The 20,195-nt window shown below is 42.3% G+C and carries 22 protein-coding genes and 1 tRNA gene; 15 read left to right on the forward strand and 8 right to left on the reverse strand.

Going from position 1 to position 20,195, the window contains the following annotated elements:
- Positions 1–1,227: 1,227 nt before the first annotated feature.
- Positions 1,228–1,800, forward strand: coding sequence for a signal peptidase I (gene lepB / locus RMY27_RS12495; protein WP_322663565.1), 573 nt, complete (start codon positions 1,228–1,230; stop codon positions 1,798–1,800).
- Between the two features lie 79 nt (positions 1,801–1,879).
- On the opposite strand, the gene RMY27_RS12500 is transcribed toward lepB, so the two are convergent.
- Both RMY27_RS12500 and RMY27_RS12505 read right to left on the reverse strand, forming a co-directional pair.
- On the reverse strand, positions 1,880–2,413 hold the full coding sequence (locus RMY27_RS12500; protein ID WP_322663567.1) for a ComEA family DNA-binding protein: 534 nt from the start codon (positions 2,411–2,413) through the stop codon (positions 1,880–1,882).
- Between the two features lie 14 nt (positions 2,414–2,427).
- On the reverse strand, positions 2,428–2,802 hold the full coding sequence (locus RMY27_RS12505) for an NINE protein (protein WP_292724826.1): 375 nt from the start codon (positions 2,800–2,802) through the stop codon (positions 2,428–2,430).
- A gap of 188 nt (positions 2,803–2,990) precedes the next feature.
- Between RMY27_RS12505 and RMY27_RS12510 the strand changes: the two genes are divergently transcribed.
- Together RMY27_RS12510 and RMY27_RS12515 are read left to right on the forward strand one after the other, a co-directional pair.
- Positions 2,991–3,932 (forward strand): J domain-containing protein, encoded by a 942-nt coding sequence (locus tag RMY27_RS12510; RefSeq protein ID WP_322663570.1) that lies wholly within the window; start codon positions 2,991–2,993, stop codon positions 3,930–3,932.
- Positions 3,933–4,058: 126 nt separating this feature from the next.
- Positions 4,059–4,382 (forward strand): DUF1825 family protein, encoded by a 324-nt coding sequence (locus RMY27_RS12515; protein ID WP_094349476.1) that lies wholly within the window; start codon positions 4,059–4,061, stop codon positions 4,380–4,382.
- Positions 4,383–4,490: 108 nt separating this feature from the next.
- Here RMY27_RS12515 and RMY27_RS12520 read toward each other — a convergent pair whose 3' ends face one another.
- The gene (locus tag RMY27_RS12520) at positions 4,491–6,416 is read right to left on the reverse strand and encodes a transglycosylase domain-containing protein (protein WP_322663571.1); all 1,926 of its coding nucleotides are present in this window, start codon (positions 6,414–6,416) and stop codon (positions 4,491–4,493) included.
- Positions 6,417–6,589: 173 nt separating this feature from the next.
- On the opposite strand from RMY27_RS12520, the gene tyrS reads away from it, so the two are divergent.
- The 6 genes from tyrS to gmk all read left to right on the forward strand — a co-directional run bounded on the left by tyrS (position 6,590) and on the right by gmk (position 10,856).
- Positions 6,590–7,780 carry a tyrosine--tRNA ligase gene (tyrS, locus tag RMY27_RS12525; protein WP_322663635.1) on the forward strand — a complete coding sequence of 397 codons (1,191 nt, stop codon included), beginning with the start codon at positions 6,590–6,592 and terminating at the stop codon, positions 7,778–7,780.
- A 21-nt stretch (positions 7,781–7,801) separates the two neighbouring features.
- Positions 7,802–8,533 carry an orotidine-5'-phosphate decarboxylase gene (pyrF, locus tag RMY27_RS12530; RefSeq protein WP_322663572.1) on the forward strand — a complete coding sequence of 244 codons (732 nt, stop codon included), beginning with the start codon at positions 7,802–7,804 and terminating at the stop codon, positions 8,531–8,533.
- A complete protein-coding gene (locus RMY27_RS12535) occupies positions 8,530–9,210 on the forward strand; it encodes a hypothetical protein (protein WP_322663573.1) in 681 nt (226 codons plus the stop codon). The genes pyrF and RMY27_RS12535 overlap by 4 nt, the downstream gene beginning before the upstream one ends.
- A gap of 101 nt (positions 9,211–9,311) precedes the next feature.
- A complete protein-coding gene (locus RMY27_RS35510; RefSeq protein WP_416212338.1) occupies positions 9,312–9,440 on the forward strand; it encodes a DUF29 family protein in 129 nt (42 codons plus the stop codon).
- A 383-nt stretch (positions 9,441–9,823) separates the two neighbouring features.
- Positions 9,824–10,090 carry an extracellular matrix/biofilm regulator RemA gene (gene remA, locus RMY27_RS12540; RefSeq protein ID WP_041233849.1) on the forward strand — a complete coding sequence of 89 codons (267 nt, stop codon included), beginning with the start codon at positions 9,824–9,826 and terminating at the stop codon, positions 10,088–10,090.
- Between the two features lie 166 nt (positions 10,091–10,256).
- Complete coding sequence (gene gmk, locus RMY27_RS12545) at positions 10,257–10,856, forward strand: guanylate kinase (RefSeq protein ID WP_322663637.1); 600 nt, start codon at positions 10,257–10,259, stop codon at positions 10,854–10,856.
- A 66-nt stretch (positions 10,857–10,922) separates the two neighbouring features.
- Here gmk and RMY27_RS12550 read toward each other — a convergent pair whose 3' ends face one another.
- The 3 genes from RMY27_RS12550 to RMY27_RS12560 all read right to left on the reverse strand — a co-directional run bounded on the left by RMY27_RS12550 (position 10,923) and on the right by RMY27_RS12560 (position 12,404).
- On the reverse strand, positions 10,923–11,444 hold the full coding sequence (locus RMY27_RS12550) for a photosystem I reaction center protein subunit XI (RefSeq protein WP_322663575.1): 522 nt from the start codon (positions 11,442–11,444) through the stop codon (positions 10,923–10,925).
- Between the two features lie 276 nt (positions 11,445–11,720).
- On the reverse strand, positions 11,721–11,870 hold the full coding sequence (psaJ, locus tag RMY27_RS12555; RefSeq protein WP_094349471.1) for a photosystem I reaction center subunit IX: 150 nt from the start codon (positions 11,868–11,870) through the stop codon (positions 11,721–11,723).
- 39 nt (positions 11,871–11,909) lie between these two features.
- The gene (locus RMY27_RS12560) at positions 11,910–12,404 is read right to left on the reverse strand and encodes a Photosystem I reaction center subunit III (RefSeq protein ID WP_322663578.1); all 495 of its coding nucleotides are present in this window, start codon (positions 12,402–12,404) and stop codon (positions 11,910–11,912) included.
- Between the two features lie 315 nt (positions 12,405–12,719).
- Here RMY27_RS12560 and tsaD point away from each other — a divergent pair, with 315 nt between their 5' ends.
- Complete coding sequence (tsaD, locus tag RMY27_RS12565) at positions 12,720–13,769, forward strand: tRNA (adenosine(37)-N6)-threonylcarbamoyltransferase complex transferase subunit TsaD (protein ID WP_322663580.1); 1,050 nt, start codon at positions 12,720–12,722, stop codon at positions 13,767–13,769.
- Positions 13,770–13,920: 151 nt separating this feature from the next.
- Here tsaD and RMY27_RS12570 read toward each other — a convergent pair whose 3' ends face one another.
- Positions 13,921–14,838: an alpha/beta hydrolase gene (locus tag RMY27_RS12570; RefSeq protein WP_322663582.1), complete on the reverse strand. Its 918-nt coding sequence runs from the start codon at positions 14,836–14,838 to the stop codon at positions 13,921–13,923.
- A gap of 108 nt (positions 14,839–14,946) precedes the next feature.
- Entirely contained in the window at positions 14,947–15,666 is a 720-nt protein-coding gene (locus RMY27_RS12575; protein WP_012410214.1) for a hypothetical protein, read from the reverse strand.
- Positions 15,667–16,162: 496 nt separating this feature from the next.
- On the opposite strand from RMY27_RS12575, the gene RMY27_RS12580 reads away from it, so the two are divergent.
- The 5 genes from RMY27_RS12580 to RMY27_RS12600 all read left to right on the forward strand — a co-directional run bounded on the left by RMY27_RS12580 (position 16,163) and on the right by RMY27_RS12600 (position 20,174).
- Positions 16,163–16,714, forward strand: coding sequence for a GNAT family N-acetyltransferase (locus tag RMY27_RS12580; protein ID WP_322663584.1), 552 nt, complete (start codon positions 16,163–16,165; stop codon positions 16,712–16,714).
- Positions 16,715–17,020: 306 nt separating this feature from the next.
- Positions 17,021–17,094: transfer RNA gene (locus RMY27_RS12585), tRNA-Pro, on the forward strand.
- 673 nt (positions 17,095–17,767) lie between these two features.
- Positions 17,768–18,586 carry a Tic22 family protein gene (locus tag RMY27_RS12590; RefSeq protein ID WP_322663586.1) on the forward strand — a complete coding sequence of 273 codons (819 nt, stop codon included), beginning with the start codon at positions 17,768–17,770 and terminating at the stop codon, positions 18,584–18,586.
- Between the two features lie 25 nt (positions 18,587–18,611).
- The gene (gene prmC / locus RMY27_RS12595) at positions 18,612–19,502 is read left to right on the forward strand and encodes a peptide chain release factor N(5)-glutamine methyltransferase (protein ID WP_322663588.1); all 891 of its coding nucleotides are present in this window, start codon (positions 18,612–18,614) and stop codon (positions 19,500–19,502) included.
- Between the two features lie 63 nt (positions 19,503–19,565).
- The gene (locus RMY27_RS12600; protein WP_322663590.1) at positions 19,566–20,174 is read left to right on the forward strand and encodes an L-threonylcarbamoyladenylate synthase; all 609 of its coding nucleotides are present in this window, start codon (positions 19,566–19,568) and stop codon (positions 20,172–20,174) included.
- The last annotated feature ends 21 nt before the right edge of the window (positions 20,175–20,195 follow it).

Genomic DNA, 20,195 nt, shown 5'->3' on the forward strand with positions numbered 1-20,195 from the left:
TTCAGTTCACTGCTAAGGCAGCATTATCCTTTCAAGTTTTATAGCTTTTCAAATAAGATGAACTCAGTTTCATACCTACAATTTACACTTTTAGCAGACTGAAGTTTTTTTAGCCAGACTTTGTGACAGCAAATCTGTATAATTTACAACTTAAGTCAATTGTTTGATTAACATACAAAACTACTTACAAGGGTGGGGTATCTTTAAAAAAAGAATCTGGGAAACTATTAGTTCTACTCTTGATAAAATATATTTTACTGCCTGTTGCTATTATTTCCTTTTTAAGAAAAAGTTAAATTTTCAACTGACAGAATGTTACCTAGTATTTTCTCTGAAATAGACTAGACGAAAATTGATTCAATATAGTTTCTCATTGCCAAGGGGCATTTATTCTTTAAATCTAGTCACCTTTGACTCATTCAACAAAAATAATTCTATCAGCAGCTTACTTCTCTTTCGGATGCTGATACTTTAGCCGAAATCGCTAGAGCTTTCTGTCTATGAATGTTTTTTTCGACAATTAAGTATGTTTATATCTTAATTAATAGTACAGTTTAATATGCACTGTCACCGTGTAATTACGGAAATTATTTCCGGTTATATAGGCAAGTGATTAAAATCACAATAGGATTGCATCTATCCCTTGAAGCAATGAGGTCTATATTTCATCTTTAAAAGTCGTATTTTTTACTAAAAACGCTTAGATTAACTATTTTTTGCATTAAATAATACATTTAAATTGTGATTAGTTTTATGTAATATCACTTAAAATACAGACCCAAATATATTTTCTTGCAACTCAACCTCCAGCAAAACTGCCCTTCGCCTTTTTTCAGTAAAGTGAGGTAGATACTGCCAAACATGGGGTAGAGTATTTTGCCGTTTAAAGAAAAAAAACCTACTAGTTGTATCTCTTTAGCAGTCTGTAACTAGCTTGTTTGGCAGGAAGAAACAAGACTAACAATTATTTCATAACTTGCCTTATAATTACAGCAATTAGAATTTTTATTTTTAATTATTTATTTAGCAATCCTAATTATTTGCTTATATTACCTTAGACAAGTCATAGTTTATTTACAGCACTTTTGCTTATCTTTGGTAAATGGATAAGTGTATTATTTAATGTCTGTATAGATTGACCCTCAATCCTGCTTTCCTATTGATATACCTTTTGAGTCAAAATAATCAAGGTATTTGTCTCACTTCTGAAACTGGCTAGAAACTTTTATGATTCCTCACGAAAGTGATGCAAAAAAAGAGCGTGCGTCGTTAAAAGTATGGCGTAGTTGGCGAGAAAATCTGATTTTAATTGCGATCGCACTGTGTTTGGCATTCTTAATCAGGACTTTTATCGCCGAACCCCGGTATATACCTTCTGACTCGATGTTACCCACCTTACATACTGGCGATCGCTTGGTAGTTGAAAAAATCTCCTACCATTTTCACCCTCCCATAACTGGGGATATTATTGTTTTTCAGCCACCCGCAGAACTACAACGTCGAGGATATCCCAAAGACCAAGCGTTTATCAAGCGAGTTATTGGCCAGCCTGGTGAGGTAATTAGTGTTGCTTCTGGCAAAGTCTACCTCAACGGTCAACCTTTGGCAGAAGACTACATCGCTGAACCTCCAAATCAGCCATATCAACCAGCAAAAGTCCCAGAAGACGAATTTTTCGTTATGGGAGATAATCGCAACGATAGTAATGACTCTCGCTATTGGGGCTTTTTACCCAGAAAAAATGTCATCGGTCGGGCAACGTTTCGCTTTTGGCCTCTCAATCGCATTGGGTTCATTTAATCAGTTTTAGATTTTGGATTTTTCTTTCAATCCAAAATTGCCAGAGTTAGGAGTTATTTTAAGACTTCTAACTTTTAACTTAAAACCTCAAATAATACATTATCTGGGCGATCGCATCACCAGTTAACTCCAGCCGTCGCTGGAAATCAGCTAGGTTACGGTAAGGCCCGGCTGATTGCCGATTTTGCACCGTTGCTTCCGCTAGAGACAAATCTATAAATGGAATTTGTGCTAATTTTTCAACGGTTGCTGTGTTCGGGTTGACTAAATGGGTAGGATTTTCTAAAGATTCGTGGTCATAGTAAATAAAATTCAGCAGAGGCTTTAATGGCTCTAAGCGCGGCGCTGGTATACCCAAAGCCGCAGCGATATCTTCAATACAGTAAAATTTCACACCCGAATGTGAAAGTTCCACAAGCGATCGCGCTTGGTGAATTGACAAACCTGGCAGGCGTAACCAATCATCTACAGTGGCTTGATTAGCATCAATGCGGATACCTAATTGGGCCGCTATCTGAATTTCTTCCCCAGATTGTAGGCGATAGTAGGGATCGTTGAGGAGCTTGGCGCGGAGTTTTTGCAGCTTAGAGTTTAAAGGTAGCCAGTTATTCATGATTGTCGCTCACCTCAAGAAATCTGATCTAGCAATTGGCGGCGCTTTTGCTCAAATTCATACTCTGAAATTAGTCCATCCTGGCGCAAAGCATCTAATTCCCGCATTGCATCAGCGATCGCTCCTACCTGATTAATCACCTTTTGTGAGTTTCTTGCCGCTGACTTGCCTAGATTAAAATTACGATCAAAAGCTTCTTCGTCTTGGGCTAAATACCAAACTCCCTCAATCGCACTAGCTACCTTGGGGATCGGCGTCCAGGAAAGCAACACATACAAAACACCCCACAGCGGTTGTCCCAGGTAGAATTTATGTAATCCTGAAATTGTCAGCGTGCCAGAAAAAGCTAAAACAGCGGCAACACTTCGACTTTTGCGCTTAGTCAACATATTTCTAATAAGTATACGAATATCATAGTTCCTACAAGAAGACAGCCAAAAGGCGCAGAAACAATTCACCCTAACTAAATCTTCCCAATCCCCAATCCCCAATTTGAAGAAATTTGAGTAAGTTTCACATGACTGTGCATTGAGCTTTGATGCTAATTTTAAGTTTTTAATGGATCTAGATTACTACGATGTCACAGACCTTCCTACCGCCAGAATGGTTTAAACAGCTTTGTGATCCTTACGCTGTGCTAGGAATTTCTGTGAGTGCTGACGATCGCCAGATTTTTAAACGCTATCACACTTTAGCAAAACTGCTACATCCTGATCGCTATGCTAAAAGCTGCAATCCAGACGAAGAATTAGCAACGGCAATACTTAGCTATTTAATCAATCCAGCTTACGAACAACTCAAAAATCGACACAAGCGCTTGATTGCCATAGCTATGCTGCGATCGGACGCAAGAGTAGTACAGCAGCAAGCTTTGTGTGGGCAAAGTGCCATAGCTAAGGAAATTATAGAAATGCCTGCACCCCAAGCAGAATTATTTTACGAAGAAGCGATCGCCTCCTATGCAGAAGCTCAATACAAATCACTCCATCAGTTCTATCAAATTACACAACAAATTAGCATACTGAATTTAGTTTACTTACAGTTGCATAAACCTGACTTGTTTCTAGCGCAAAAAGCTGTTCGCATCACCCCTGAAATAGAAGTCAAGCCAGTGGAATTAAGATTAAATGAAAAAACTAATGTCGAACCAGTTTTGACAAATTACGCTCAACGTCACTATCAGCGAGCTATTGAGTACGTCAAGCTAGCCAACTGGCCCCTAGCCGTGCAAGAACTGCGCGATGCCATCAAGTTAGAGCCAAATAACAGCGACTATTATGCCTTATTAGGTTTAGTACATCTAAAACAGAAATTTATCGGTATGGCCAGGGTTTACATCCGTCAAGCATTAAAACTTAACCCGCAAGATTCACTAGCTTTGAAATACGCCACCAGACTGAAAATGGAACTGGGTGAAAACACCAATCCTAAATCAATGGGTAAAGCTCTGAGTATCGCGGCTTTATTAAGTCGATTTAACAAGGGTAACAAGGGGAAACCTTCTCAAGTCAAGTGTTGAAATTTCGGTAACAAACCGTACCAAAACCGAAGCTTCGTGACTAGATTACTCCCCTAGACTAAAATAATAAATAGAAGTAAAACTATTAAGCTACTGAGTCTGGGCGCTCAGTTTAATATAAGCAATATGGGATTCTTCGATTCTGAAATAGTTCAGCAAGAAGCAAAACAGCTGTTTGAGGATTATCAAGCGCTGATCAAACTTGGCAACAGCTACGGCAAATTTGACCGCGATGGCAAAAAGCTGTTTATTGAGCAAATGGAAACCATGATGGATCGGTACCGCATCTTTATGAAGCGCTTCGAGCTATCAGAAGATTTCATGGCACAAATGACAGTAGAACAACTGAAAACGCAATTAGGTCAGTTCGGTGTCACCCCGCAACAAATGTTTGACCAAATGCACCTCACTTTAGAACGGATGAAAGCCGAGCTAGAAAAACAGCCTTAGTCAATTTTAGATTTTGCGGAAAGTCAGATCGCTAGAAGTTGGCGCTCCAACTTTCCAATACAGATTTTGGATTCATTGGTAATCCAAAATTCAAAATCTAAAATTAAATTATTGTGACTTAGGACGAGGAAACTGGGAAGGTGACTTGAAGTTTTCTACTGGTACGTTCTTAAGTGCCTTTTCCATGAAATCTTTCCAAATGGGAGCAACCATACCACCGCCTGTAGCACGGCTAGCTAGTTGTCTATTGTCATCCCTACCTACCCAAACAGCAGTGGTTAGCTGTGGCACAGTGCCAACATACCAAATATCCTTTTCTGAGGAAGTTGTACCCGTCTTCCCAGCACTTTGACGACCTATGGCGGCACCTTTACCTGTACCATTAGTAACTACCGTTCGCATCACATCGATAATAGCTGCCGATGCCCAAGGATCTAGAACTAGCTGGGGTTTCGGGGTGTTATCTAGTAACACGTTACCACTACTATCGGTGACACGGGCTATTACAGTGGGTGGAGATTGCCAGCCATAATTGGCAAAGGTAGCATAAGCACTAGCCATTTCTAGGGGAGTGACACCAATTGCACCAAGAGGCAGAGAGGTGACAGGTTCCATCGGACTCATGATCCCCAAAGTACGGCAAGTTTCGATCACTCGATTCATGCCAACAGCTTTACCAATCTTAATCACGGGAATGTTGCGCGACTGGGCTAAAGCCGTGCGAATTGGCATAGGACCGCTAAAACCTCCATCATAATTTCTGGGGAAGTATCGACCATTACCATCTTGATAGCTGACTGGAGAATCTACCACCGTTGAGTCTGGCCCATATTTACCAGTAGCAAAAGCAGCATAGTAGACAAACGGTTTAAAGGAAGAGCCGGGCTGACGTTGAGATTGAGTTGCACGATTAAATTCACTGATCTTAGGATCTACACCACCCACCAGTGCTTTAATAAAATGTGTGCGCGGATCAATTGCTACCAAGGCGATTTGATTCTTAGATAATCCCTGCCCAAGCAATGATTTATGCCACTTAACGACAGTTTCCTCTGCCATTATTTGGAAGTTGGCATCAACTGTAGTTTGTACGCGCATCCCACCTTTGAGTAATGTCTCACGCCCAAACTTTTTAGCCAACTCCTGCGCTACTGTATTGGTTATATAAGGTAAGGCACTACCTTGAAAGGATTTGATTCTTCCAAGTTTGATTTCTTGTTTGAGGGCATTGTCGTACTCTGACTGGTTGATCCAGTTCAATTCCAGCATCCGTCCTAGCACTTCTTTTTGTTTCTGTTTTGCCAGCTTCATGCTCACAAAGGGGCTGAATTCTTCTGGTGCTTGGATCAAACCCGCCATCATTGCTGACTCACCCAAGCTTAAATATTCTGATGATTTATTAAAGTAACTGCGGGCTGCCGTTTGTACACCATAATTGTTATGACCCCAATAAACTTGATTGAGGTACATTTCTAATATTTGGTCTTTAGTAAGAATTTGCTCTAACCGGATTGCTAGCACCCCCTCTGCTAACTTTCGGGTAAAGGCGCGCTTACGAGACAAAAATAGGTTTTTTACCAATTGCATGGTGACAGTAGAGCCACCCTCTTTGACTCCACCTGCTGCTGCGTTAGCTACTACGGCCCGGCCAACGCTAGTGGGATTAATTCCGTGGTGATCGTAGAAGTGGTCATCTTCACTTGCCAACACTGCGCGTTTTAAATTCGGGGAAATTCTGTCTAGAGGTACGACTTCCCGGTTGGCTTCCCCGTGAATACTCGTTAAGAGTTTGCCCTTAACATCATAAATGTAAGTCGTTTCTGAGGGAAAGAAGTTACGTAGCTGTCTCACATCTGGCAAATTACGGAAACTGATGGCTAAACCAACCAGTCCTCCGGCTACAATGGAACTTGCCAGCATGGTGATTGAGAGGAGAGTACCGCCAGTTACCTGACCGACTCCTTTCAAAAACTCAAAACCTGATGAAGCCCGACGCTGTGGCTGTTTATCTTCAAAAGTCCTAGACGACGACACGGCTATTTCACTTCCTCACTTGTAAATTTAACTGTAATTGATTGGGTGAAGCAAGGCGGTTAGTTTTTTGCAATTATAGTAGTTTGGCAGATGAGAAAGTGGATAAATTGCAAGTGTTTATAACCAACTTAACTTCTAGTGTGCAAAACATAGGTAATAATGAATCTTTTAGCATGACACCAGATTTTACTTGGTTGCGTCGTGGTGTAGTAGAAGTATTCCCACAATCAGTTGATGTTAACAGCGAAAGTTTAGAAAGGCTCTTACTAACTACAAACAAACCCTTGAGGGTCAAATTGGGGATTGACCCTACTGGTACTGATATTCATCTAGGTCATAGCATACCAGTACGAAAACTGCGAGGATTTCAAGATGCAGGTCATACAGCAGTTTTAATTATTGGTGATTTCACAGCGCGTATTGGCGATCCAACTGGTAAATCTGAAGTGCGTCGTCAGCTTACAGAAGCAGATGTAGCTCAAAATGCTCAGACTTATTTAGATCAAGTACGTCCTATCTTGGATTTTGACACACCAGGAAGGTTAGAGGTGCGCTATAACTCCGAATGGCTCTCTAAGCTCAACTTAAAGAAAATTTTGGAGTTACTGTCCACGATGACGGTGGGACAAATGTTAGCGAAGGAAGGATTTGCTGAACGCTATAAAAAAGAGAATCCAATTTTTATCCATGAGTTCCTGTACCCGTTAATGCAAGGTTTTGATTCGGTTGCAGTTGAGGCAGATGTGGAATTAGGTGGCACCGATCAGAAATTTAATATTGCTGTAGGCAGAGATTTGCAGCGCCATTTTGGTCAAAAGCCCCAATTTGGAATGCTGCTGCCAATTTTGATTGGCACGGATGGCGTGCAAAAAATGTCTAAGTCTTTAGGTAATTATATCGGATTGTCAGAACACCCAGGACAAAAGTATCAAAAGTTGCAAGGAGTTCCCGATAATCTTCTAGAACAGTATTTTGAACTGTTGACGGATTTACCTTTGGATAATCTGCCAGAAAATCCTCGCGATCGCCAAACACTTTTAGCATGGGAAGTTGTCAAACAGTACCACGGTGAAACCGCAGCCCAAGAGGCAAAAGAAGCAGCCCAAAGCGGTGGTAAGGAAGGTGCAGTTCCAGAATTCTCTCTAGCTGGCGTACAGCAATTTCCTACGAAGTTAGCGTATATACTCAATGTCACTGGCTTGTGCAAAAGTACAGGTGAAGGAAAGCGGAAAATTCAAGAGGGTGGAGTGCGCCTAGATGGCGATCGCATTACTGATGTTGATACCACTTTCGATGCTCCTAGTGAATTACAAGGTAAAGTTTTACAAGTTGGGAAAAATAAGTTTGTGCGCTTAGTGCCTTAAATGGGGAATGGGGAGTAGGGAATGGGGAATAGGGAACAGGTAGAACAACGAGTTATTGTGGCTTTGGATGTCCCGGATGAACAAAGTGCGATCGCTCTTATAGATCAGCTACCACAAGTTACTTTCTGGAAAGTCGGTTTAGAGTTGTTTACCAGCACTGGGCCGAAAATTCTGGAAGTGTTAAAGTCTCGGCAAAAGCGCATTTTCTTGGATTTAAAGTTTGATGATATCCCCAATACCGTTGCTGGTGCTTGCCGGAGTGCAGCTAGATATGGAGTGGATTTACTGACAATTCATGCTACTGCTGGTAAAGATGCTCTGAAAGCCGCAACTGAGGCCGCACAGGAAGGGGCTGCAAAAGCAGGTATAGAACCACCAAAGTTAATTGCGATTACTCTGCTAACGAGCATTTCTGCTCGGCAGTTGGCATTTGATTTAAAAATCCCCCTAGAATTGCCAGAATATGCCCTAGAAATGGCCCTGCTGGCTCAAGAATCTGGTTTGGATGGGGTAGTTTGTTCGCCCCAAGAAGTGGCACAGCTACGACAAAGTTGTGGAGATGAGTTTTTGCTAGTTTGTCCGGGGGTTAGACCAACTTGGGCTGATATTGGCGATCAAAAGCGATCGCTCACTCCAGCCCAAGCTATTATTGCCGGTGCAGATTATCTCGTGATCGGTCGTCCCATCACCGCTGCTAGTGAGCCTGAGTTAGCTTGGAAGCGGATTTCTGAGGAGTTAACCACGGTGGCATGAAGCTAAGAGTTCGTGAGACACTCAGAGTGCAGGGTGTAAGGGAGAACAATCTTGCCTCTTCGCTCAATCAGAAAAATTATAGTTGGCTTTTAGCTTGTGGCTTCTGGGTTGTAGTATCAAATAGCTTTACTTACCCAGCCTACTCGATAAACGCCACCCCTAAACCCTCGGCGCTAGCACAAAGGGAAAATGTCAACAGTGGCGAAAGGTCTTTGTGTTCTGAGCAAAATTTAGAAACGTTAACTATACAGCTACTGCAAAAATTACCTAGTTATACCAATCGCGCTAGTCAACGCGCCCGCCGCCTCAGTAGAAGCAGTGAGGTTTACAGTTATATGCTTGTTGCAGGAAAACCTGAGTTTACTCCTCTGCCCCTTAACCTTGAAGAATATAGTGCAGATGCATCTAAAAGTGCTACATCAGGAGTTGAGCAAGTTTTCTTTACTACCTTGGAGCGGCAGTACATAGGTAAGAAAGTTGTAGAATTACAACAATTTCACTGGCTGTTATTGACTAAAACTCAAAGTGGTTGGCAACTAGTAATGATGTTTTCTCAAGCTGGTTCCTATTCACAACAGCAACCACTATCTCCACCACGCAATAGTAGTAACGGTACTGTTGCCCAAGGGATTAAAGCATGGTTGCGCGATTGTGAAGCTGGAAGTTTACGTCAATAAAACCTAATTCCCAATCTTCGCCAATTAGAAAAATACTAAGTAATGTCTAAAAATACTCACTCAAATTTTATATAAATTGGTTATAAACTACATTGAAATAATTGCAAGAACGAGATTTAGAGCATTTTAATTGGGATTATTTGATTGACGAGATTGAAAGATTGGGTCATGAACAAAAATATCAGCTCAAAATTTATTTACTTCCTTTGAAATGCTCTTGCGTGGCATAGCCCCTGGTTAAAGATAAGCTAACTTTTTCCAGCATAGCGTAAATAAACCACTAAATTAAAATCAGTAAAATCCTTACACTGTATTCATTTTGAATTTTGTTAACAAGTCCGCAAGTTTCATTATTAATTTTGAATTAGCCTTTCGCTACTAGTTATTTTGATGAAGATACATCACCTAATTAGCTTGTATCAGTATGATTTTGCCTGTATCTTTAGGAATATTTTTAGGAAAAATAGCTAATAAATAGCTAAAAGAAACAGACATTATTTAAAAACGCAGATTGGCTTGAATTTAAGCGTTGTAACTCCCGTTTTTTGGCGATAACATGGAAAGAAGTTTATTTCAAGCTTTATCAAACCGCGTTTAGCGTTAGTTTTTTTTTATGGACATTCAGTTAATCAACATCGGCTTTGGTAACATCGTGTCTGCCAACCGAGTAGTTGCCATTGTCAGTCCAGAGTCTGCCCCGATTAAGCGGATTATTACCGATGCACGAGACAGAGGTCAACTGATTGATGCAACTTACGGTCGTCGGACTAGGGCTGTAATTATCACCGATTCCAGCCACGTAATTCTGTCAGCGATTCAGCCGGAAACGGTAGCGAATCGCTTTGTGATTTCCCGCGAGCATCAAACTGTAGATAATTGACTAGCAGTGGCTTTTTCCCACTCCTCTTTGCACCGTATCGGTAGTACCATGTGAATTAGACAATTTTTTTGTCACCCTTACTACAAATTCTTTAGTCATTAGTGGACTAGGCCAGGAACACAAGACTAATGAGTAATATGTATTGATTGATTCACAGGTTGAAGGGATGATGCCAGTTTTACCCATCCAGAGTAGTGCAACTACCGAAGAATGCTTACATTTAGGCAGATTAATTGTTTTAACTGGCCCCAGTGGGGTCGGTAAAGGCACTTTAATGCGATCGCTCCTAGAGCGTCATCCAGAACTCTATTATTCAGTATCCGTGACAACTCGTTCTCCCCGTCCAGGGGAAATCGATGGCAAAAGTTATTACTTTATCAGCCGCAGTAAGTTTGAGCAATTAGTTGCTGAAGGTGAATTTTTAGAATGGGCAGAATTTGCTGGTAACTATTACGGCACCCCCCGTGAAGCTGTACTTAACCAAATTCATGCTGGTAAGTTGGTGGTGCTGGAAATTGAACTAGAAGGGGCAAGACAAATTCGTGCTTCCTTCCCCAGTGCCCTCAGCATTTTTATTTTACCGCCTTCCTTTGATGAATTAGAGAAACGAATACGCTCTCGTGCCCAAGATTCTGAAGAAGCGATCGCCCGTCGTCTGCTCCGTGCCCAAGACGAAATTCAAGCCGCAGATGAATTTGACATTAGAATCGTTAATGACGATTTTGAAACTGCTTTAAATGATATTGAAGCTGTTTTGTTTAAATAAATTAGGAGTTAAAAGTTAGAAGTTATGAATTCAAACTCCTAACTCCTAACTTCTAACTCCTAGTAATTAACCAAATAGACCTTGAATTAGTGCCAAATTACTAGTCAAAAAGTAAGCAACTACTGCACCACCAATACCACCAATCAAGAAAGAACTGCCGAAGTTGTTCCAGCTTTCTTTAGAGTTAAAAGCATCTGCTGGAGGCTTGGGTACGGTAACACTAGGAAGTGCTTTGGGTGGATTACTATTTGCATACAGCGATAGAGCGCCTGTGAGAACTACAACCAAGCCAATGGCTGACAGTAACCCAGCTAAGTTAGCATTATCTGTGTCCCGCAGTGGGCCTAATTTGGCAAAGGGGCCAAATAGCCAGTAACCATGAGCCATACCAACTTCTAAACCGCGTCTAGCAGGAGCCAGACCTGGGCGATAAGCAGGTAAATTATTAATAAACCCCTTGATCAACGGAGAAGAATTAACCGGGGTTTCCAGGTTGCCTATCTGTGGATCGCCAAATGCGGGAAAAACAACTTCCCGATTTCTAGGATCGCTGGGAAGATTCTTTGATGCATCTACTGCTTGTGCCATATTTTATGTTCGCCTTTAAATTAAAATGGTGGCATTTTTATATTAATAATAATTGTCGCTAAAGATGTCTTTTTTCTAATAAGTTTAGAAAAATTAATTTAGCTTATTTTAAAACCGTGAAACTCGCGATCTGTAAACAGTATCACGAGTTTCAAAAAACTATTTTTGCTGCCTATTTTAGTGATAATTCTGCCTAACTAAGCTGAATACATCAACTACATAATATTAAGCAAAAAATAAGACATTGATTCAACTGTCCTAAATCCTATTTAACACTTATGGTAGTGGGTGGAAAAGTAGGTCGGGGAAAAAGCGGTTGAATTCAATCAAGATACCTGCTGTGATGAACAGCCATATCGTAGCGGCCACGGGCGCTGTGGAAATAAATTTAATCAAATAAGCTGATTGGTCGCCTTTGTCTGCCATGAATTTAGTCTCCAAAACAAATGAATTAGTTAAGCTGATTTAGCGTGGGGAAATAGGGATTTCTGTATCCTTGGCTGCTAATTTGTCAGAAAGAAGTTCTTGGATTGCTGCTACTGGCCAAGTAAAACCTGACGCTATTATGGGTAGTGCCAAACCAATATCGATTTGGATTTCTTTTTGTTCAGTATTCGGGTCTTTTTTGACTGCTTGCAGATAGGCACGACCTACCCAGCCAATCCAACCAGCAATATATAGAAACAGAATGCTGGGGATCAAAAAGTCACCAGCATGATCTAGACGACCATCAACAATCAAGTGGGGATAGCCCTCAGGGCCACACAGTTCTTGAGAATAACGCTCAAATCGCTTTATCCCTGATTGGGGGTCAGCGGTGGTATTACGGGCATTAGCTGCTAGCTGTTGAAAAGCGGGATTGTCTTTGCATGGTGTCAAATTAGCCCCTAAAGCTTGTGCTGGGGGGGCAAAGTTGAACCAAAGACTAATCGCTAACATCAAAGCAAACAATCGTCGCATAGAGTTGTTTCCTTTTATTACAAAACAAGAAGTTCTTTGTACAAAACGAAGCGGCTTGTACAGTTGTTTATTTGCATAACTAGGAAGTCATCATACTCTTGGGTGGGAACCGAGTAAAGTTTAAGTAAATAAAAGTTAAAGCTTCTCAACCAAAATTAGTGCTGAGTGCTGAGTTCCGAGTGCTGAGTATAAGAATTGTTGTTGTAGGGTAGTAAATAAGCAAGATTTTTTCTCTACTATTCAGGACTCATAACTCAGCACTCAGCATTCAGCATTCAGCACTCAGCACTCAGCACTCAGCACTCAGCACTCCCAATGACAACCGTTTTAGCAATAGAAACCAGTTGTGATGAAACAGCCGTCGCAATTGTTAATAATCGTAAAGTTTGCAGCAGTATCGTAGCCTCGCAAATTCCAGTCCATCAGCAGTATGGCGGGGTAGTACCAGAAGTAGCGTCTCGCCAGCACTTGGAAACGATAAATGTTGCGATCGCACAAGCCTTAGAGCAAGCCCAACTAGATTGGGGACAAATTGACGCAATTGCTGCCACTTGTGCCCCTGGACTCGTAGGAGCGCTATTGGTGGGATTAACTGCTGCCAAAACTTTAGCAATAGTACATAACAAGCCATTTTTGGGAGTTCATCACCTCGAAGGTCACATTTACGCAACTTACTTGAGCGAATCAACTTTAAATCCCCCTTTTCTTAGCTTACTGGTTTCAGGCGGACATACAAGCTTGATTTATATCAAAGATTGTGGTAACTACGAAACCCTGGGACAGACCCGTGATGATGCTGCGGGTGAAGCCTTTGATAAAGTGGCACGATTGTTAAAACTGGGTTATCCGGGTGGGCCTGTGATTGACAAGTTGGCACAGCAGGGTAATCCTCAAGCCTTTGCTTTACCGGAAGGAAGAGTTTCTTTACCCGGTGGAGGGTTTCATCGTTATGATGCGAGTTTTAGTGGGTTAAAAACGGCTGTATTACGTTTAGTGCAGCAGTTAGAGAAAGATACTGGACAAATACCAGTGGCAGATGTAGCAGCTAGCTTTCAGGATGCGGTAGCGCGATCGCTAACCAAAAGAGCGATCGCCTGTGCCCTTGACTATGGTCTAGACACAATTGCCATTGGTGGCGGTGTAGCTGCAAACAGCGGGTTGAGAAAAAATCTCCAAGCTGCCGCCGTTAAACATAACCTACGCGTCCTATTCCCACCTCTAAAATTCTGTACCGATAACGCCGCCATGATTGGCTGTGCCGCCGCTGACCATCTATCCCGTGGTCATACATCTCCTCTGACACTAGGCGTTGAGTCTAGGTTAGGGCTTACTCAGGTGATGAAGTTGTATCAACCTGTTGAGTAGTCATTTGTCATTGGTCATTGGTCATTTGTCATTTGTCACCAATGCCCAATGTCCTTCAGGAGTGCTGAGTGGAAAATTTCACTTTTTTACTCAGCACGGGCTAAACGCCCGCTCCCGCTAACGAAACTCGAAACTCAGAACTGTATTTGCCCTATACCCTATAACTATTGACTATCGCCCGAATGTGATCGGCCACTGTATCTGGCTGTTCCAACATAGCCAAGTGTCCACAATTAGGAATTTCTAGAACATTGTCACCACAATATTGAAAAAGCCTGTGAAAGCTGGCTAAATGGCGCACATACTTGGGTTCCATAACCTTGTCTTCCGCGCCAGCCAAAAAATAAACTGGCTGCTTCAATTGGGATACTAGCTCAGGTAAGCGATTGATTTCTTCTTCAGTTGTAGAGTCTAACAGAGTTCCCAGAGCCGCTTCTGGATCAGCCACCACGAAATCTATTACCCGTTGACGTGCCCAATAGCGCTCCAAAGGACGAGCCACACTAGCTCTGGTAAACAGCAAATCAATCAAAGGCACTTGGGACAGCCAGCGCGGACGGACTTGCAAAAATTTCTGACCCGCCGAGCGAAACTGCTCAAAGGCTTCTTTGAGGTAAATACCACCGCCAGCGTTGATACAGATAACTCCCTTAACGCGCTCAGGCATTTGATCTGCTCCCCAAAGAGCGATCGTCCCGCCTAATGAGTGACCAATTAGCCAAGCACTCGTAATATTTAGCTGTTTCAGGAGAGCTGCTAAATCCTGAGTATACGCAGCAGGAGTATAAAGAGAATCGAAAGATGAGCCAACCCCACTACTGGAGATGGGCGTCAGACTCAAAGACGTTTGTGCTCGACTAAAATCGGTTTTTACCTGGGATTGGGATTCACCAAAACCTCGCAAATCATAGGACAGGCACTGCAAATCATCTGATAGGCGGGAAATCACAGGTTGCCAATATCCACGGCTATTGAGCCAACCGTGGATAAATACTAAAGCATGGGGGCAGGAAGTGGGAGCCGTTAGCTCGTATGCGTGTGGAACGCCCAAGATTTCGATAGTTGCCATACTTGTATCGTACCCTTAAGGACGGGTGCGACTAAATACTAAAGTGGAAAGAGTCAGAAGTTAGGAGTGAGGAATTTTTAACTCATAACTCATAACTTCTCACTTTTTTTATTTACCCAGCAACCTCTGTCGCACTCCTTCAGCAATTTTGTGACCTAGATATTCAGGAATGAGACTTTCATTCGGCCCTAACAAGTAGAGAATTAGCCGTGTACGTCCGCGCCAAACCAGTAAATTCGCATTGACTACCAGAAGGTCTTCCTGCCAGATAGCATACATCACTTTGTAGAATAATCCTGGTTGATTATCAGCTTCAATCACTAAGGCAGGGAGATGAAATACCGGATCGACATAAAACTCAGTTTGTACCTGCTCTAAGCCAGTGTCAAGATTAAATTCTACCGCCAGCATCTCTTCTACCTCAAACCGACCTCCTAAAGCCTCACGAATGGCGCGACAAACATTTTCTGCGGTTTTCTCGGTCAAGGCTTTACTACCACGAGATACCAACAGTTTGATAAAAACTAACATTGGCGGACGGATTTGACCGTATAGACTTAAACCGTGGATAGTCAACCCATAAGCTGCTAGTACACCAAAAATATCGCTGAGGAGAAAAGACTGGTTGCGGTAAGCAAAATGCAGGGCACTTTTGCTACCTTCCGGTTTCAGCTCAATAACAGCGCGTCTAGTTTTATAGAGACGGTAGGCTAGCCGCAAATTTTGCAGTTGGATTTCACTACTAACGAATTGCTCATAAAACTGGGGAAACGCTCGGTTAAAGCGCTTTAGGAGTTCCAGTGTCGAAGATTTTAAACCAGAAGCCATTGTTAAAGGTAAGACTCGCTTGCTTTCGTCATCTGGGGGCTGGGTGTTGGAGTTTGGGTGTTAAGGAATGGGTACTGGGAGGAGGAAGGAGGGAGCAAGGGAGAAGAGGTTTCCCCTCTGCAAGAGCAGCACCCCGCCCCTCTGCCTCTTTATCAATGCCCAATCCCGTGTATACAATTCATTCCTAAGCTAACTTGCATTTAAGCTCTATACGAGCAATTGCCAGGATTAGGTTTTTCCATTATGAATTTTGAATTTTGAATTGTTTATATCCTTACCCTTTTGGTGAATTTCTCCTAGCCTTTACAACAAAATGCTAAAGTTGAAAATGATTGGTGTGAAACACGCTCTAACTGGCTATTACCATTGCAAATCCCGAAAACAACCGAAAAACTTTGAGTGTAAAGGGTAATAAATGGGGGTAGCGATGTTAAAAGTGAATCAACACTCCTGAGAGTGGAAACCAATTCAGTTATACTACCCGAACCGCGTTGGCATGGGTTTTTGGAAAACTTGGTTTAGTACTCCTGAATCTGTAGGGACAAGTAAGACAAATCTCTTTGAAGAGCATACAGCGGAAACTGCGGGCAACTCCAGCCCTAGTAGTATTAGCGAAGCTGCTTCAAAGGAGGCTCGGATCGTCTTCAGTACGGAACGAGATATTGACCTATATGAGCTAGAAGAACTCTGTGATGCAGTTGGTTGGTCGCGTCGTCCTCTAAGAAAAGTAAAAAAAGCTATTGAGCATAGTTTTCTCGTTGCCTCAATGTGGCAAGTGAGAGGAAACCAAAAGCGGCTCATTGGTTTTGCCCGTGCTACCTCAGATCACGCGTTTAATGCCACTATCTGGGATGTAGTGGTTCACCCAGACTTTCAAAGTCAAGGACTGGGCAAGGCGCTGATGAAATACGTTCTCAAAAAACTTAGGAGTGAAGAAATTAGTAATGTCACTCTCTTCGCTGACCCCCATGTTGTAGATTTCTACCGAACTATGGGGTTTATGGCTGATCCAGAAGGCATCAAAGGTATGTTCTGGTATCCTCACTAATGCTCAATCCAAATAAAACCCGATTCGCACAATAAAATCAGGTATAGTAGTACAAATCTATTATTTCAATTTGGTTTGACAAGGTTTAGCCGACGAACGCACAAGTAATATTTCTTGTAAAACTAAGTCGGCAGACAAACCTTTGTGAGTCTAAATATCTAATCTAGCTAGTATTTGCAGAAAATATAAATATATTAGGCATGAGTGGTGTTATGTGATATGATTGCCTTAACGCTTTTGTGAAGGCGAGGCGCGATCGCTTTGATGGGAATTTAAAACCAAACCCAAAAAAGTGAATGAGTATAACGGGATGTAGCGCAGCTTGGTAGCGCGCCTGCTTTGGGAGCAGGATGCCGCAGGTTCAAATCCTGTCATCCCGATTTAATTAACATGGTTAACAGTTAAGCAGTTAGTTAGGTTTTATTTACTAACATCTACAATTTAACTGGATATCTTTATGGAGAAGACCAATTAGGCTGTTCTGCTGTTGAAGCTTAATAGGAAATTTCGCGATTAAGTAGTAAGCTAATTTTTAACACTGAGCTTTGTATAGATTTGAGAAGATATTAAACCAATCACAGATGGAACGATTGATTAACTAATAGCGTCAACTAACATTAGAAAAAGCCGATAAAATGGCATTTATCATCTCCAAGGTTGGAGAGATGCAGAGGCTTTTTGCTGTTTGAGAAGACATATAATAAGCATCTACGGCATTTCGCGGTCAATAGCGAAGCAAAACCTAGAAAAACACAACGTTAGCACAGCCAATTTGTGAAAACGATACTACAGCAACTCTAAATAGTTAGGGAACATTGGATTTTGACCGTTGACCCTCCGGGTGACGCTCCTGCGTCGCTAACGCTGCGCTAACGGCAGTCCCTCTTTGTTGGAACAACAAGACCGGGCTGCCTCACGCTTAACACTCAACCTCAACGCGCACAATGAATTTTTCACAACTGAAATAGATTGCTATATAACTAAAGCTAGTTGGTGCTGTGGAAATCCAACCATTTGTTTAATTTAATTGGACTACTGATGCGAGGAGCAGTCATGAAATCATTTATTCGCTTAGGCGCAACATTGGGTATAGCTGGCAGTGTATTTTTAACGGGGCTTTCAGGAATAGGCAATCTACCAGGAATGGGCAATCTAGAGGCGATCGCTCTCCCACAAGATCAGGTAGTGAAAAAGCTCCAAGAAGTACCTGTATTCACGCTCACCAATCCTAAAGGCGAATTTGTAGTTCTTTCGAGAAACAACGCATCCAAGCCTGTATCACAAGTGGGATTTTTTATTAGCAAGCAAGATGCTCAAAAATTCCTTGACAATCGACTCAAAAAAGAAAATCCTCAGTTGGCAAGCACTCTACAGGTTAGACCTTTGTCCTTGGCAGACTACTATAAAATAGTCCAAGAAAGCAAAAAGAAATCAGATTCCGTGATTTATACTTTAGTCCCGACGCAACAGCAAGTAGCCTCGGCAACAAGTATGCTCAATCAAAATGGTAAAAAGGGAGAGCAATTCAATGGTATTCCCTTATTTGTACCAAAATTTAAGAAAGATAATAGTTATCTGACTATTCCCCTTGCTAAAGGTAATGAGCGATACATCCCTTTCTTTTTTGAGAAAGAACAAGCAGTGGCTCTGTTAGAGGAATTCAAAAAAGCCGTGCCAAAGGAAGGAGCCAATACTGAAATTCAGGTAGTGGATTTGTACGGTGTTATGGAGGCTCTCAATAGCAGCAGCGATCCTAGTATCAATAAAATTGTTCTGTATCCATCACGGGAGTCGATCAACTTTATTCGCTCCCTTGCCCCAAATCAATCACCAGCTGCCAAACCAGCTGCCGCCCCCGCTCCGAAAAAATAACGGATATGCGCTCCAAGGTTGAGCTATGGGGGAGAAACATCTGATAGTCTCTGGTTTACAACTTTGGCAGTGGCGGAATGCAGCTCTCGAAGCAGCGATCGCCACTGATGTCCCACCAATGGAGGTAGATTGGCTGCTCCTGGAAGTTGCTGGGTTAGACCGCTTGGCACTGCGTTTGGAGTCTTTTAAAAACTGGCCGCAAATTCAACTGCAATTGCCACTAGAAGAGTTAGAACAGTTGTGGCAGAGGCGATTAAATGACCGCTTACCAGTGCAGTATATTGCGGGAGCTACAACTTGGCGTCAGTTTAAAATTGCGGTGTCGAGTGCGGTTTTGATTCCTAGACCAGAAACAGAGTGTTTAATTGATTTAGCTGAAGCATCTGCTAGCAATGTTTCAGGACACTGGGCAGATTTGGGTACTGGGAGTGGTGCGATCGCACTGGGATTAGCAGATGTCTTGCCAAAAGCAACAATTCATGCAGTTGATTACAGTTTAGAAGCTCTGGCGATCGCTCGATCCAATGCTGATAATTTGGGTCTTGCTGACCGGATTCAATTTTATCAAGGTTCCTGGTGGGAGCCACTGACATTCTTAAAAGGTCAGTTCAGTGGTATGGTATCAAATCCCCCTTACATCCCCACCAGCACCTTACCTACTTTGCAACCAGAAGTCGTTAACCACGAACCACATCTGGCTTTGGATGGTGGCGCTGATGGCTTAAATTGCATTCGTCATTTGATCAAAATCTCTCCCAGTTATTTGCAATCGGGTGGCGTGTGGCTGATTGAGATGATGGCTGGACAAGCGGATGCAGTGCGAGAACTTTTACAAAATCAAGGTAGCTATTGTAAGATTCAAATTCACGCTGATTTAGCTGGAATTGAACGTTTTGCCCTGGCCTACAAAAGTTAGGAGTGATGAGTGATGAGTTATGAAATTCCTCACTCCTAACTTCTAACTCCTAACTTTGTAAACATGACCCAAGTTTCTCTAACAAATCTAATTACTGGCGCACGCGCTGGTCTTTTGGTAAGCTTTCCTACGGATACTGTTCCGGCACTTGCAGTAATACCAGAAGAAGCAGCATTAATTTTTGCGGCGAAACAACGCAGTCAAGATAAACCTTTGATTTTGATGGCGGCTAGTGCTGGAGATTTGTGGCCGTATGTCAAAGGTAGTGAGAATGAGTATAAAGTTTGGCAAGAATTAGCAGATAAATATTGGCCAGGAGGGCTGACATTAGTTTTGCCAGCGAGTGAACGCTTACCAAAAGTTATGAATCCCATCGATCCAACAACCATTGGGATTCGAGTACCAAACAGTGCGATCGCTCAAACTATTTTGGCGCAAACAGGCCCTCTTGCGACCACTAGCGCTAATTTTTCTGGTCAGCCACCTTTGCAAACAATGACAGAAATTGAGACTCAGTTTCCCCAGGTTCTGACTTTAGCAACGACAGAACACCAGGGTGAAATAACAGGGATGGGTATACCTTCCACGGTTGCGAAATGGACAGGGATAAATTGGCAGATTTTGCGACAAGGTGCGATCGAGTTAGAGATTTCGAGTGATAACCAAGTATAGGTAGCTATAATGTTGTTTTCG

The organism is Nostoc sp. DedQUE09, assembly GCF_034530915.1.
Taxonomy (GTDB): Bacteria; Cyanobacteriota; Cyanobacteriia; order Cyanobacteriales; family Nostocaceae; genus Nostoc.